Source organism: Cobetia sp. MB87, from assembly GCF_011319755.1.
In the GTDB taxonomy this organism is placed as follows: domain Bacteria; phylum Pseudomonadota; class Gammaproteobacteria; order Pseudomonadales; family Halomonadaceae; genus Cobetia.
This window is the reverse complement of sequence record NZ_VFBC01000006.1, coordinates 73,261-86,930: the sequence shown is the minus strand read 5'-3', so window position 1 is coordinate 86,930 and position 13,670 is coordinate 73,261. Positions and strand designations below refer to the sequence as shown.

At 64.8% G+C, this 13,670-nt stretch carries 14 protein-coding genes; 1 reads left to right on the top strand and 13 read right to left on the bottom strand.

From position 1 onward, the window contains the following. Positions 1-221 precede the first annotated feature (221 nt). From CDPAHKCJ_RS05840 to CDPAHKCJ_RS05820, 5 genes are all read right to left on the bottom strand, one after another. On the bottom strand, positions 222-1,628 hold the full coding sequence (locus CDPAHKCJ_RS05840; protein WP_166019047.1) for a TRAP transporter large permease subunit: 1,407 nt from the start codon (positions 1,626-1,628) through the stop codon (positions 222-224). Further along, positions 1,628-2,197: a TRAP transporter small permease subunit gene (locus CDPAHKCJ_RS05835; protein WP_166019046.1), complete on the bottom strand. Its 570-nt coding sequence runs from the start codon at positions 2,195-2,197 to the stop codon at positions 1,628-1,630. The genes CDPAHKCJ_RS05840 and CDPAHKCJ_RS05835 overlap by 1 nt, the downstream gene beginning before the upstream one ends. A 573-nt stretch (positions 2,198-2,770) precedes the next feature. Further along, the gene (locus CDPAHKCJ_RS05830; RefSeq protein ID WP_225996620.1) at positions 2,771-3,508 is read right to left on the bottom strand and encodes an endonuclease/exonuclease/phosphatase family protein; all 738 of its coding nucleotides are present in this window, start codon (positions 3,506-3,508) and stop codon (positions 2,771-2,773) included. 92 nt (positions 3,509-3,600) lie between these two features. Continuing rightward, entirely contained in the window at positions 3,601-4,245 is a 645-nt protein-coding gene (locus CDPAHKCJ_RS05825) for a thiol:disulfide interchange protein DsbA/DsbL (protein WP_043333328.1), read from the bottom strand. A 250-nt stretch (positions 4,246-4,495) separates the two neighbouring features. Next, the gene (locus CDPAHKCJ_RS05820; RefSeq protein ID WP_346773898.1) at positions 4,496-5,122 is read right to left on the bottom strand and encodes a c-type cytochrome; all 627 of its coding nucleotides are present in this window, start codon (positions 5,120-5,122) and stop codon (positions 4,496-4,498) included. A 430-nt stretch (positions 5,123-5,552) separates the two neighbouring features. On the opposite strand from CDPAHKCJ_RS05820, the gene yihA reads away from it, so the two are divergent. Next, on the top strand, positions 5,553-6,242 hold the full coding sequence (gene yihA, locus CDPAHKCJ_RS05815) for a ribosome biogenesis GTP-binding protein YihA/YsxC (protein WP_166019044.1): 690 nt from the start codon (positions 5,553-5,555) through the stop codon (positions 6,240-6,242). A 138-nt stretch (positions 6,243-6,380) separates the two neighbouring features. Here yihA and CDPAHKCJ_RS05810 read toward each other — a convergent pair whose 3' ends face one another. From CDPAHKCJ_RS05810 to argH, 8 genes are all read right to left on the bottom strand, one after another. Then, positions 6,381-6,791, bottom strand: coding sequence for a hypothetical protein (locus CDPAHKCJ_RS05810; protein ID WP_166019043.1), 411 nt, complete (start codon positions 6,789-6,791; stop codon positions 6,381-6,383). A 220-nt stretch (positions 6,792-7,011) separates the two neighbouring features. Then, positions 7,012-7,731 carry an HAD family hydrolase gene (locus CDPAHKCJ_RS05805; protein WP_166019042.1) on the bottom strand — a complete coding sequence of 240 codons (720 nt, stop codon included), beginning with the start codon at positions 7,729-7,731 and terminating at the stop codon, positions 7,012-7,014. After that, positions 7,728-8,822 carry a tyrosine recombinase XerC gene (locus CDPAHKCJ_RS05800; protein ID WP_166019041.1) on the bottom strand — a complete coding sequence of 365 codons (1,095 nt, stop codon included), beginning with the start codon at positions 8,820-8,822 and terminating at the stop codon, positions 7,728-7,730. The genes CDPAHKCJ_RS05805 and CDPAHKCJ_RS05800 overlap by 4 nt, the downstream gene beginning before the upstream one ends. Further along, the gene (locus CDPAHKCJ_RS05795) at positions 8,819-9,610 is read right to left on the bottom strand and encodes a DUF484 family protein (protein WP_166019040.1); all 792 of its coding nucleotides are present in this window, start codon (positions 9,608-9,610) and stop codon (positions 8,819-8,821) included. Before CDPAHKCJ_RS05795 ends, CDPAHKCJ_RS05800 begins: the two co-directional genes overlap by 4 nt. 80 nt (positions 9,611-9,690) lie before the next feature. Further along, positions 9,691-10,521: a diaminopimelate epimerase gene (gene dapF / locus CDPAHKCJ_RS05790; RefSeq protein ID WP_166019039.1), complete on the bottom strand. Its 831-nt coding sequence runs from the start codon at positions 10,519-10,521 to the stop codon at positions 9,691-9,693. After that, complete coding sequence (gene lysA / locus CDPAHKCJ_RS05785) at positions 10,521-11,792, bottom strand: diaminopimelate decarboxylase (RefSeq protein WP_166019038.1); 1,272 nt, start codon at positions 11,790-11,792, stop codon at positions 10,521-10,523. The genes dapF and lysA overlap by 1 nt, the downstream gene beginning before the upstream one ends. Positions 11,793-11,852: 60 nt before the next feature. Further along, positions 11,853-12,077, bottom strand: a complete 225-nt coding sequence (locus tag CDPAHKCJ_RS05780) for a lipoprotein (protein ID WP_233593380.1) — start codon at positions 12,075-12,077, stop codon at positions 11,853-11,855. 80 nt (positions 12,078-12,157) lie between these two features. Then, a complete protein-coding gene (gene argH, locus CDPAHKCJ_RS05775; protein WP_166019037.1) occupies positions 12,158-13,552 on the bottom strand; it encodes an argininosuccinate lyase in 1,395 nt (464 codons plus the stop codon). Positions 13,553-13,670: the final 118 nt, after the last annotated feature.

Genomic DNA, 13,670 nt, shown 5'->3' with positions numbered 1-13,670 from the left:
TGGCATGCTCCTTGAAGTGCCCGATTGTTGTTGTGCACCGGTCAGAGACCGGCGCTGGGCAAGAGGTGGGCCGCGAACGGCTCCCGTGCATCTGCATGAGCCGACTGGCGGCTCTCCCATCAGCTGGCGGGGCAGGCCCCGCCAATTCAGTTGCTGCTCTGTATTTATGCTTTCCGTGCACTATCCGTGTTCTGTTCTTGTTCTGTCTCGTCAGTGTTGGCCTAGAACTGCGCCGGCAGCCAGGTGGCCAGGCCCGGGAATGCAGCCAGGGCCCCCAGCATGCACAGCTGGATCAGGATGAACGGCACGACACCCTTGTAGATCTGCTTGGTGCTGACTTCCTTGGGTGCCACGCCGCGCAGGTAGAACAGCGCGAACCCGAAGGGTGGCGTCAGGAAGGAGGTCTGCAGGTTGATGGCGATCATGATGCCCAGCCAGATCGGGTCGAGGCCCATGGCCAGCAGCACCGGGCCGACGATCGGCACCACCACGAAGGTGATCTCGATGAAGTCGAGGATGAAGCCGAGCAGGAAGATCACCAGCATCACCACCAGGGTGGCACCGATGACGCCGCCGGGCATGTTCTCGAAGATCTCGGTGACGACCTCTTCGCCGCCGAAGCCGCGGAACACCAGCGAGAACAGTGCCGCACCGATCAGGATCAGGAACACCATCGAGGTGACGTTGGTGGTGGAGCGCACCACCTCGGTGAGGGTCTTCAGGCTCAGCTTGCGGTTGGCGAGGGCCAGCATCAGCGCGCCGAAGGCACCCACGGCCGAGGCTTCGGTCGGGGTCGCGAGACCGCCGAGAATCGAGCCGAGCACGCAGACGATCAGCACGATCGGTGGCACCAGGCCCTTCAGCAGTAGCCAGAAGACGCTGCCGGTATGGCCCAGCTCTTCCATCAGCGCATCACGATCGACGGCTGGCGCCTTCTCCGGCTTCAGCCAGGCGACGATGGCGATGTAGACGATATAGGCGAGCACCAGAATCAGGCCTGGAATCAGCGCGCCGATGAACAGGTCACCCACCGAGACGGTCTTCGGGCTCCAGATGCCCATCGACAGCTGGGCCTGTTGATAGGCGGAAGACAGCACGTCGCCCAGCAGAACCAGCGCGATGGATGGCGGGATGATCTGCCCCAGGGTGCCGGTGGCACAGATGGCGCCAGTGGCGAGTGACGGGTCATAGCCACGCTTGAGCATGGTCGGCAGTGACAGCAGGCCCATGGTGACGACGGTCGCGCCGACGATGCCGGTGGAGGCGGCCAGCAGCATGCCGACGATGGTGACGGAAATCCCCAGCCCGCCACGCAGCGAGCCGAACATCAACGCCATGGCGTCGAGCAGCGTCTCGGCGACCTTGGATTTCTCCAGCAGCACGCCCATCAACACGAACAGTGGCACGGCCAGCAATGTCTGGTTGGTCATGGTGCCGTAGAGGCGGTTGGGCATCGCGGACAGGAAGCTGGCATCGAATACGCCCTGGGTAATGCCCAGCGCATCCAGCCCCATGCCGAGTCCGGCAAAGGCAAGCGCGGTACCGGCCAGTGACAACGCCACCGGATAGCCCAGCATCAGGACAATACAGATACACACGAACAGCAGCAGTGGCATGATCTCGAGCATTACACCAGCTCCTCATCGTGGTCAGGGGTGTCATCGCTCGCATGCGGAGAGGGCAGGCGGCCCATCAGGAACAGCAGGTGGCGGCCGGCTTCCGCGACGCCTTGCAGCATCATCAGGATGGCGATGGCCGGAACCAGGGTCTTGAGCAGGTAGACGCCTGGCAGGCCGCCGGATTCGGGGGAGGCTTCCTTGATGCCCCAGGAATCGCCCACGTAACCGAGGCTGGAGAGCAGGATGAAGATCATTACCGGGAACAGCAGGAACAGGGTGCCGCCGAGATCGACCCACGACTTCCCGCGGTGCGACATGCGCTGATAGAAGATATCCACTCGCACATGGCCGTCGTGCTTGAGCGTGTAGCTGGCGGCGAGCAGGAAGACGGCCGCGTGCATGTACATCACGGATTCCTGCATTGGGATGCTGTTGATGTTGAAGGCGTAGCGCAGCATCACGATGGTGAATTCGACCAGCATCATGATGACGACCAGCCAGGACACGCAGCGTCCCAGCCCCTCGGTCATGCGGTCGAGCCCTGTGAGCCAGCCGGGGGTAGAGGCATTGGCAGACATGGAGTCCCCTTGGCCTGCGGGTAGCAGGTGATGATTGTTGGTGTTGTTGTTGCTTTGCCGACAGCGTCTGCTGTGTCTTTGCCAAGCGCTTGTGTTGCAAGCGATTGCTGGCAAGTTCGCCAATTCAGATGTTGCTCATGTTGTGGTCAGTCGCGGTGTGCAGCAAGCCGTGATGGCATCGCTTTGAACAACGCTATTCCACGCTTCATCCCTGTAAGTGACATCGCTCGGATGCGGCATGCCATCAGTCATCGCTAAGTCAACGATTAATCCACGTCATTGGCAGACAAAGAGTAGCGAGCGGCGCCGCAACAACAAATGGATCATTGGTCTGACAGGATATTTTTGCCTTTGCTTACAGTGAGATAGGCGAAGAAATGCCGGCAGTGATACATGAGAACGCTCAAGGAAGGACGCGGAAGGGTCGCTTTATGCGCATCAAGCCGAAGCTGGCGGAAGCGTGAGTCGGGAGAGCCAGACGGGAGAGCCAGTCGGTAGAGGGGGCGACATTCGGGGGAGCGATGTCAGAGTGTCAGGCATCAGAGATGCATGACTGAGAGAGGCGCCGGAAAGTCAGGCGAGCCCGATCGCCTTGCGGCATGCGGCTGGCAGATGGACTTCTACCGCAAGCGGCAGATGGTCGGAGAACAGGTGCGACAGCGTGGTCGGGTGGCTCAGACGCAGCGTCGAGGAGACCAGAATATGGTCGAGTCCACGGCGTGGTTGCCAGGCCGGGTAGCTGTTGATGGCCTTGCTGGGGCGGGAGTCGAGTGCCTCGCTGAACGCCTTGTGCTGACGAAGCTGGGCCAGCGTGCAATTGAGGTCGCCCATCACGATGACATGCTTGAGGGGCGCGATCAGCTCGCCGAGGTACTGCAGTTGACGATGCTGGATACGGGCACCGAGTGCCAGGTGAGTCACGAAGACATGCAGAGCGTGTTCGCCCTCGCCGAAGCGGGCATGGATGGCCCCGCGTCCCGGCAGGGTGCCGGGCAGGCTGTGCTCTTCGAGATGGCTGATAGGCAGGCGCGACAGCAGGCCGTTGCTGTGCTGAGCTAGGCGGCCCAGGTTGCGGTTGAGCTGCTGATAGCGATGCGGGAATTCGGCCGTCTCGGCCAGTGAATCGACCTGATTGACGTTGCCGGAGCGGAAACTGCCACCATCCACCTCCTGCAGCCCGACGATATCGTAGGGCGTGATGGCGGCGGCGATCAGCTCCAGCCGCTTGCGGCGCATCGGGTGTGGCAGCACATGCTGCCAACCGCGGGTGACATAGTGATGCCACGCCGCGGTATGGATACCGACCTGCATGTTGAAGGTCAGCAGACGCAGGGGAGGTGCCGTCTCGTCGAGTCCGGCACCTTCCGCGGCGCTGGCGGCCACTGGGTCAGCAGCCGCTACCATCAAGCGGCATCCTTGCTGCCGGCTTTCTCTTCACGCACCTGCTCGACCAGCTCGTCGGTGATCTTGAGCATGTTCTGCAGTGAGCCTGCCGTGCTCGGCGAGATGACATAGCGGCCATCGACGATCAGTGCCGGGACACCCATGATCTTGTAGGCGCGCATCTGGGCGTGAGCCTGGTTGACCTGGCTCTTCACGCCGAAGGAGGTCAGCGACTTCTTGGCGTCTTCTTCACTGACGCCGTAGTCGCTGTAGAACTTGGCGATATCATCCGGATCGGTCAGGCGCTGGTGGTCCTGATGGATGGCATCGAAGAAGGCCTTGTGGGTCTCGTCGAGGATGCCCAGGTCCTTGGCGGCATAGAAGGCATAGGCGTGCTTGACCCAGTCCTGCCCCATGGTGGCCGGCAGACGGTTGAAGGTCACGTCACTCGGCAGTTCGTCGACCCACGGCTCGAGGCTGGATTCCAGCTTGTAGCAGTGCGGGCAGCCGTACCAGAACGCTTCGACCACTTCGACATTGCCCGCCGGCGCGTCGGTCTTCACCGGCTCGTCGAGTACCTGATAGTCCTTGCCAGCTTCAGCGGCGAAAACGCTTGCTGACAGGCCAAGGCCCGCCACCAGAGTCAGTAGGGGTTTCCACTTCATGGAACATCTCCATCGGGTTGAGGCATGCCCGGGCATGATCCCCGGCAACATTAGTGATGCATCGAGTATGCGTGTCAGCCACCACTGCTGTCGAGACTGCCGGGCGGGACACGGCGGATCACTGTCGGGCCAGCCTAGCGTGACAAGGTTGACCGCTGGATGAACGCCGTTCGATCACGCCACCTGGGCGGCGTGCTGGTGCCGGTCGTCATCAAGTCAGTCATACGCGACACCCGGCTGATCAGATGCCTCAGCGCAGGCCGTGGAGATATTCGGCCACTTGCTGCATGTCGCTGTCACTCATGCGCGCGGCAATGCTGCTCATGATGGCGTTCGGGTCGTTGTCGCGGGTGCCGTCGCGGAAGGCCTTGAGCGCCGTCACGGTATAGGCGGGGTACTGCCCGGCCAGTGCCGGATAGCCTGCCGAGTCGATGCCTTCACCGCGCGGGCCATGACAGGCCGTGCAGGCCGCGATGCCGCGCTCCAGCGAGCCGGCGCGATACAGTACCTCGCCTGCACGGGCGGCTTCTGGCTCGGCCTGTCCGCGATTGGCAGGCTGCGCGGCGTAATGGGCCGCGATATCGGCGATGTCCTGATCGCTCAGGTTGTCGGCGATACCGGCCATCTGCGGCACCGAGCGGCGCCCATCCCGGATGTCGGCCGTCTGCTTGCGCAGGTAGTGGGCCTGCTGGCCAGCAAGATGGGGGAAGGCCGGCGTCGGCGAGATGCCCTGGGCGCCATGACAGGCAGCACAGACGGCAGCCTTGGCCTTGCCTGCCGCGGCATCGCCGACCAGTGACTCGGCGGCGGCCCCCGTCGGCAAGGTGGCGGCCAACGTCGTGGCAGCAAGTGCCAGCAGCAGACGCACGGGGCGCACGGGGCTCTGCCTTGGTCTCATCAGCTCATCCATTTCACTGGTCCCTGTTTCACGAAGAGGCCCGTTCGGGGCTTGTATCATCCGGCGTGGATGGTGACCTCTGTCATTTCCCCGGTGCCCGCGCCGTACTGCGCGCGGTGAGAAGTACACCCCACTCTCGCAGCCCGTGAGAGCAGGGTGGTACACTAGGCCTCATGATCGCCATGCTGACCTTGCAGGCAGTATAGCGAATCCCCTCAGGGCGCGTGAGCGTGCCTGTCGCCAGTCGTGTCATCGCAGCAATCCAGTGCATCTTCCCGCTGTCGTCGGCAAGGTGCAGCGCCGATGGCAGGGCATGCGGCACTCTTTTCGTTACACCGGTCGTTTCTTCTGCTCTCTCGTGATGTCGCGCGGGCGAGACGTCCGCCTTCAACAGGTATTCAGAACTCCCATGGCCGAATCATCTCCTTCGACCCCCAAGCTCCATTATCGTCAGGCGCGCTTCCTGATCAGTGCCGCGACTCTGGCCCAGTGCCCGACGGACGTGGGTGCCGAAGTGGCCTTCGCGGGTCGCTCCAATGCCGGCAAGTCCAGCGCCATCAATGCGTTGACCTCGCAGAAGGCGTTGGCCCGTACCTCCAAGACTCCCGGCCGCACCCAGCTGATCAACTATTTCACCATCGGTGAAACGGGCCGCCATCTGGTCGACCTGCCCGGCTATGGTTATGCCAAGGTGCCGGACAAGGTGAAGCGCGAGTGGCAGTCACATCTGTCCAACTACCTGCGCAACCGCCAGTCGCTGCGGGGTCTGGTGCTGCTGATGGATGTGCGCCATCCGCTGTCCGAATTCGACCAGATGATGCTGGGCTGGGCCGACGAGGCCAGGATGCCGGTGCATATCCTGCTGACCAAGGCGGACAAGCTGAAGCGCGGGCCTGCTGCGGCAAGCCTGCAGAAGGTACGTCACGCGCTCAAGGAGTGGGAAGACCTGGTCACCGTGCAGCTGTTCTCGTCGCTGAAGTATTCCGGTGTGGAGCAGGTGCATGCCAAGCTCGACGAGTGGCTGGCGGACCCGTCGGTGATGGACGGCGTGGAAGAGATGGCGGGCGATGAGGCACCGCAGGATCCCTTCGACGACTGAAGAGGCAAGGCGGTTTGGGCGAAGCCTCGAACTGCACCACCTTGCATGACGAAACGGCCACCCCTCGGGGTGGCCGTTTGCGTTACGACAGGCGCGCTGTCACTCACAGCTGCGCGTTTGCGCTTCCCCAGAGCCCACTCACATGAACAGGCTGCGCGGCGCGGTGGAAATGGGGTCAAGGCGGGTCAGAGAGCTCGTCTCCCTGGGCGTCGAGAGAATATGCGGGACCTTTGCCGCGGGCTCGACGACTTCCGGCATCGTCACGGCCTCGCCGGGGACGAGCAGGCTGCGCATGGCCTCCTGTGGGGAGACTGCCGGCGCCTCCTGCACGTCGGTTTGCAACGTCGAGAGGCTGGCACGTCCACCGTAGACCGCCACGATGACCAGCAGCGCCGATGCCAGCACGATGGCGACGCCTTTCAGCAGGGCGCGGCTGGTCTGCCGCGAGGGTGTCATGATCGGCGCGCGCTGCTCGCCTTCACCATGCAGGGGCGGCCTCCGGAGAGAGGAAGATGACACACGGTAGCGCGGGAGTGAGTGGGTGCTCATGCTGGCCTCTCCTGTTGACGTCGAGGTGGCAGGCATCTCCCAGCGCAGACTCAGTAACCCCAGACAGGGTTCAATGTCGACGGCGCTGGAAAACTTGTACATGAAATATGGTTGATGCGTCATTTTTGTACAAGTTTTAATTCACTCAGCCATCGGGCACACCAGATGCATCAGCCGCGCCACACCTTGAGCCTCAGCCGTGGGTCACTCACTCAGTCATTCAGTCATTCAGGCGTGCAATCAGCGCCGGCAGTTCGCGGACATGCGAGATGACATGTACGCCTGCCGGGACGGGGCCCGGGGCTCCCTGACCCTTGACGTCGATCCAGGCGGCCTGCATGCCCAGTCGCGCGGCAGGCAAGGCATCTTCCTTCCAGGAGTCACCGACATGCAGGGTGGTGGAGGGGCGGCTGCCCAGGCGTGCCATGGCGGCGAGGAAGGGGCGCGCATCCGGTTTGGGCGCCAGCCATTCGCCGGCGGCGATGCTGAACTCGAAATGATGGTCCAGCGCGAGGCGAGCCAGATCGACATTGCCGTTGGTGATGGCACCAAGGCGGTAATTGCGGGCGAGGGAGTCGAGCAGCTCGCTGGCTTCCGGGAAGGGCGTCAATTCGTGACGCAGCGCCAGGAAGCGCTCGATGGCGGCGCGCGACCAGTGGCCCGCCTGCTCATCATCATGCCCGGCATCGCGCAGCATGGCGTGCATGGCCTCGCGGCGCAGCCAGGTGAAGTCACCGCGGCGCAGCGGGTGCTCCAGCCCCAGCGCCATGCGGCGGCGGGTATATTCCTCGAGGGGGAAATCATTGGCATGCCCGATCTCGCCATCCAGCCAGGCGTAATGCTCGGCCTCGGCGCGCTCCATCACCGCGCGATTGGCCCAGAGGGTGTCATCGAGATCGAAGGTCAAGGCCGTCAGGCGAGGCGCATTGGCAGGCGTCACAGGGTGTCATCCTTGAGTGGAGCATCAATAGGGGAGGCAACGTCGGTGTCTGACGTTGGCGTCTCTGACCCGCGCTGGCGGCGGGCGCGAGGGTGGGCCTGATCATAGGCGCTGGCCAGTTGCTGCCAGTCGAGGCGCGTGTAGACCTGGGTGGTCGAGAGGTGGGCATGCCCCAGCAGCTCCTGCACGGCGCGCAGGTCGCCGCTGGATTCGAGCAGATGACTGGCGAAGGAGTGGCGCAGGCGGTGCGGATGCAGATGCTCGGGCAGGCCGCGTTCTTTCGCCTGCGTCACCAGCCTGAGTTGGACGCCACGCTGGCCGAGGCGCCGCCCCTGCTGGCCGACGAACAGTGCCGGCTCGTCCCGGGCGGCGAGCTGGCCACGCACCACCAGCCAGGCATCCAGCGCCTGGCGAGCGCGTGAGCCGATCGGCAGCTGGCGGGGCTTGTCGCCCTTGCCGCGCACGCGCAGGCGGCGGGTTTCCAGCATGTCGAGGTCGAGACTGACCAGCTCCGAGAGACGCAAGCCTGCGCCGTAGAGCAGTTCCAGCATTGCCTGATCGCGGATCGCCAGCGGTGTGCCGTCATGCGGGCAGTCGAGAAAGCGCGCCAGACTGTCGATATCCACCGGGCGTGGCAAGTGGTCGGGCAGGCGCGGGGTCTGCACCAGACCCGCCGGGTTGTGTGGCAGCACATCCTGCTCGACCAACCAGCTACAGAAACGGCTGATCGCCGCGCGCCGCCGCGCCAATGAGCGTGGCGCGAGGCCACGACTGCGCTCGGCACCCAGAAAACGCCTGAGCGTCGGTACGTCCAGCGTCTGCCAATCCTGCGGCAGGGGCGGCGCGTCCTTTGCATGAGCGGCACTGCTGTCCGCAGCGGGGCGCAGCATGAAGGCGGTCAACGCCTGCAGATCGCGCGCGTAGGCGCTGACGGTCGCGTGGCTGCTGTCGAGGGCAAGCTCGGCCAGAAATTCCCGGCAGGTCGCGGACAGCGCCTGCTCGGCGGCAACACGCTCGGCGCTCCTCGCTGCGGTGCCATCGGTGGATGTATCGATGACCGAGGTGCCGTGGACCGACTCGAGGCGGCTCATCGGCTGGCCTGGTCGTCACGGCTCGAGGAGCGCAGTGGCGCCGGGCCCGAGGCATCACGCCCCAGGCAGCGGGCCAGCACGTCACCGAGGTACTCGGGAAACAGGGTGTCGAGTCCGGCACGGAACTGCTCGGCGTCGGCACTCGCCACCACCAGATAGCCCAGGCACTCGCCACGGGTCAGGCGCACGATGACGGCGGAGCCGCGCGTGGCATCGGCCTGACTTGCATCGACGAGGTCTGCGCATTCGGCGCCGAGTGGCCATTGATGGTCGGGCAGCAGGGCTTCCCAGCGCGTGCGCGGCATGGCCAGGCAGCGGCTGGCGCGTCCCTCGAGCAGCCGCTCGAACTGCTCGCCGCGCGCATCATCGAGCGCCTGGCGCGGCGGCTGTGCCGAAGCACCGGCATCGCGCTGCCACAGACAGACGGCCGCGATATCGAACAGCTCGCTGAGACGCGTGGCCAGCGTTTCGGCCAGCGCATCATCGGACTCGGCATCGAGCAGATCCAGCACCAGCTGACGCAGACGCTGATAACGGCTCTCGTTGTCGCGTGCGGCGGTCAACAGCTCCTCGAGGCGCTCTTCTGCCTGATCGGTCCGCCCACGCAGATCATGCACCAGCCGCTCCAGCAACGAGATGCTGCCGCCGCGCGCTTCCGGGTGTGGCACCCGCATGCGTTGCAGCAACCCTTCACGCCCCTCGAAGAAATCGGGATGCGTGGCCAGCCATTCGGCCACCCGATCCGGGTCCAGCGTGCGCGGGCGACGTGACGCGGGTGACTCGGCCATGTGGGACTCCTTGCGGACGGTTGGCAGCGGGACGCTGTCGGCCATGTTTCCGGCAGCGTCACTCGGCTGGGGCTGGCGATCTACAGGATGATGCGGCCTTCGAAGACGGTCTCGGCGGGGCCGGTCATGAATACCGGCTGGCCGTCGCCACCCCATTCGATGCTCAGGGTGCCGCCGGGCAGCGTGACGTTGACCGGGCTTGCCAGCAGGCCACGGCGAATGCCGGAAGCGACCGCTGCACAGGCGCCGGTGCCACAGGCCAGCGTCTCGCCGACGCCGCGCTCGAAGACACGCAGGCGCGCTTCATGGGGCGTGACGACCTCGAGGAAGCCGGCATTGACGCGCTTGGCGAAGCGCGGATGCGCCTCGATCAGTGGGCCCAGCGTCAGCACAGGGGCCTGTTCGACACTCTCGACCAGCAGCACCGCGTGGGGGTTGCCCATCGAGACGACGCCGATTTCCAGCGTCTCGCCCTCGACATCCAGGGTGTGCACCGGCAGGTCAGCCTCGGCCTCGAAGGGCAGCGCGGCGGGGGCGAAGCGCGGCGCGCCCATGTCGACGCGCACACGACCATCTTCGGCCACGACCAGGGTCAGCGGGCCGCCGGCCGTCTCGACGCGAATCTCGCGCTTGGTGGTCAGGCGCTGTTCACGCACGAAGCGCGCGAAGCAGCGCGCCCCGTTGCCGCAGTTCTCGACTTCACTGCCATCGGCATTGTAGATGCGATAGCGGAAGTCCATGTCCGGGTCGCGGGGCGGCTCGACCACCAGCAGCTGGTCGAAGCCGATGCCGAAGTTGCGGTCCGCCAGACGGCGGATATCGGCATCGCGCAGGCGACTGCGTTGCGAGATCAGGTCAATGACCATGAAGTCATTGCCCAGTCCGTGCATCTTGGTGAAGTTCACCAGCATCAGGCATCACCTTCCGGCAGCAGTTGCTCACCGGTCCACAGTTCTTCGAGGCGCTCGCGACGACGCACCAGGTGCATCTTGGTGCCATCGACCATCACCTCGGCAGGACGGCAGCGGCTGTTGTAGCTCGAGGCCATCACGAAGCCGTAGGCACCGGAAGAGCGCACGGCGAGCAGATCGCCCGGCGCGATGGCCAGTTCGCGGTCCTTGCCGAGGAAGTCACCGGTCTCACAGACCGGGCCGACCACATCGTAGCTGGCGGACTTGCGAGCCTCGCGCGTATCGACGGTGACGATGTTCTGCCACGCCTGGTACAGCGACGGGCGGATCAGGTCATTCATGCCGGCATCGATGATGGCGAAGTTCTTCTCTTCACCGGGCTTGAGGTATTCGACACGGGTCAGCAGCACGCCGGCGTTGGCGGCGATGGAGCGGCCCGGTTCGAACAGCAGCGTCATCTCGCTGCCGTGCTCATAGCGGGCCAGACGCTCCAGCAGGGCGCTGGCGTAGGCGAAGGGCTCCGGCGGAGTCTCGTTCTGGTAGGGCACGCCGAGGCCGCCGCCGAGGTCGAGGTGCTCGATGACGATGCCGCGTTCCCGCAGGCGATCCAGCAGGACCAGCAGGCGTTCGAGGGAATCGAGGAAGGGCGCCAGCTCGGTCAGCTGGGAGCCGATATGGCAGTCGGCGCCGACCACCTGCACGTGCTCCATGGCGTTGGCGATCTCGTAGACCTCCAGCGCCTGTTCGACCGGAATGCCGAACTTGTTGGCCTTGAGGCCAGTGGAGATGTACGGGTGAGTGCCGGCATCGACGTCGGGATTGATGCGCAGCGACACCGGCGCGACGCGTCCGAGACGGCCTGCGACGGCGTTGAGGCGCTCAAGCTCCGGCAGCGACTCGACGTTGAAGCACTTGATGCCCAGCTCCAGCGCACGCTCCATCTCGCCTGCCTGCTTGGCGACGCCGGAGAACACTACCTTGGCGGGGTCGCCGCCGGCCTTGATGATACGCTCCAGCTCACCGGCGGAGACGATGTCAAAGCCAGCGCCCAGACGTGCCAGCACGTTGAGCACCGCCAGGTTGGAATTGGCCTTCACGGCATAGCAGATGAGATGCGGGTGGTCGCCCAGCGCATCCTGATAGGCCTTGAAGTGGCGCTCGAGCGTGGCACGGCTGTAGACGTAGCACGGCGTACCGAACTGCTCGGCGAGCGTGACGAGCGAGACGTCTTCGGCGTGCAGCACGCCATCCTGATAAACGAAGTGATCCATGATCCGGCCTGCAAGATGTCGCGCCGGCGGGCATCACCCGCCGGAGATGAATAAGGGGGCTCAGGCGTCGCTGTCGGAAGTCTCGGCAGCGGCGGTGCTCTCTGTCCCGGAGGCGTCGTCAGGTGCCGGCGCGGGAGCTTCGGCACGCTGGCCACCGGCATCGGCGTCCGCCGGCAGATAGAGCGGGCCTTTCTGGCCGCAGCCGGCCAGCAGGCCAGCACCCAGCAGCAGCGCCGCGAGGGTGCGAAGGGTATGACGGGCGGACTGGCTCATCAGATGACGCATCGGGCGGCCTCCTGGCAGCAAGCGATAGAGCGATGCGGGCCCGGTAGCCATGGGTGGCGACCAGGCCCGAAAGAGGATGATCAGGCGCGCGAGGCCAGGGCGTCACGCGCACGCTGCACGGCAGCGCGGACCTGGTTCGGCGCGGTACCACCGATGTGATTGCGCGCCGCGACGGAGCCTTCCAGCGTCAGCACGTCGAAGACGTCCTGCTCGATGGTGTCGGAGAACTGCTGGAGCTCTTCCAGGGTCATCTCGGACAGGTCACGCTGCTGCTCGATACCGAAGGCGACGGACTTGCCGACGATCTCGTGGGCATCACGGAAGGCGACGCCCTTGCGCACCAGGTAGTCCGCCAGGTCGGTCGCGGTGGCGAAGCCCTTGCTGGCCGAGGCGTACATGTTGTCGGACTTGGCGCGGATCGCCGGGATCATGTCGGCGAAGGCACGCAGGCTGCCGCGCACGGTATCGATGGTATCGAACAGCGGCTCCTTGTCTTCCTGATTGTCCTTGTTGTACGCCAGCGGCTGGGACTTCATCAGGGTCAAAAGGCTCATCAGATGGCCATAGACACGGCCGGTCTTGCCGCGCACCAGCTCCGGCACGTCCGGGTTCTTCTTCTGCGGCATGATGGAGGAGCCGGTGCAGAAGCGGTCCGGCAGGTCGATGAAGTCGAACTGGGCGCTGGTCCACAGCACCAGCTCTTCGCTCATGCGTGACAGGTGCATCATCAGCAGGCTGGCGAAGCTGGTGAATTCGATGGCGAAGTCACGATCGCTGACGGAATCGAGGCTGTTCTCGGTCGGACGGTCGAAGCCGAGCAGTTCGCTGGTGACGTGCCGGTCGATGGGGAAGGTGGTGCCGGCCAGGGCCGCGGCGCCCAGCGGCAGCACGTTCATGCGTACGCGGCAGTCACGCAGGCGGTCCTGGTCGCGGGCGACCATTTCCTGCCACGCCAGCAGGTGATGACCGAAGGTGACCGGCTGGGCGCTCTGCAGGTGAGTGAAGCCCGGCATGATGGTGTCGGCTTCCTGCTCGGCCAGTCCCAGCATGCCTTCGCGCAGACGCGTCAGTTCGGCGTCGATGGCATCGATCTCGTCACGCAGATAGAGGCGGATGTCGGTGGCGACCTGGTCGTTGCGTGAACGGCCGGTGTGCAGCTTCTTGCCGGTGATGCCGATCTTGGCGGTCAGGCGTGCCTCGATGTTCATGTGCACGTCTTCCAGTGCCACGGACCACTCGAATTCGCCCCGCGCGATCTCTTCACTGATTTCCTTCAGTCCCGCGATGATGACGTCGCGTTCTTCTTCGCTCAGCACGCCGACACCGGCCAGCATGGTGGCGTGGGCGATGGAGCCCTGGATGTCGTGCTGCGCCATGCGCTGATCAAAATCGACGGAGGCGGTGAAACGTGCCACGAAGGCATCGGTCGGCTCGCTGAAGCGGCCGCCCCAGGACTGATTGGTAGATTCGCTCATCGGGATCTCGAATTGTGGTGACGTGTCCAGAGTTCGGCGTCCGGTGCACGGTCGCGCAGCCGGTATCGTTGACCTTGGAGTGTACCAGACTCCTGCGCGTGGGCGAGGGGCCGCGGCC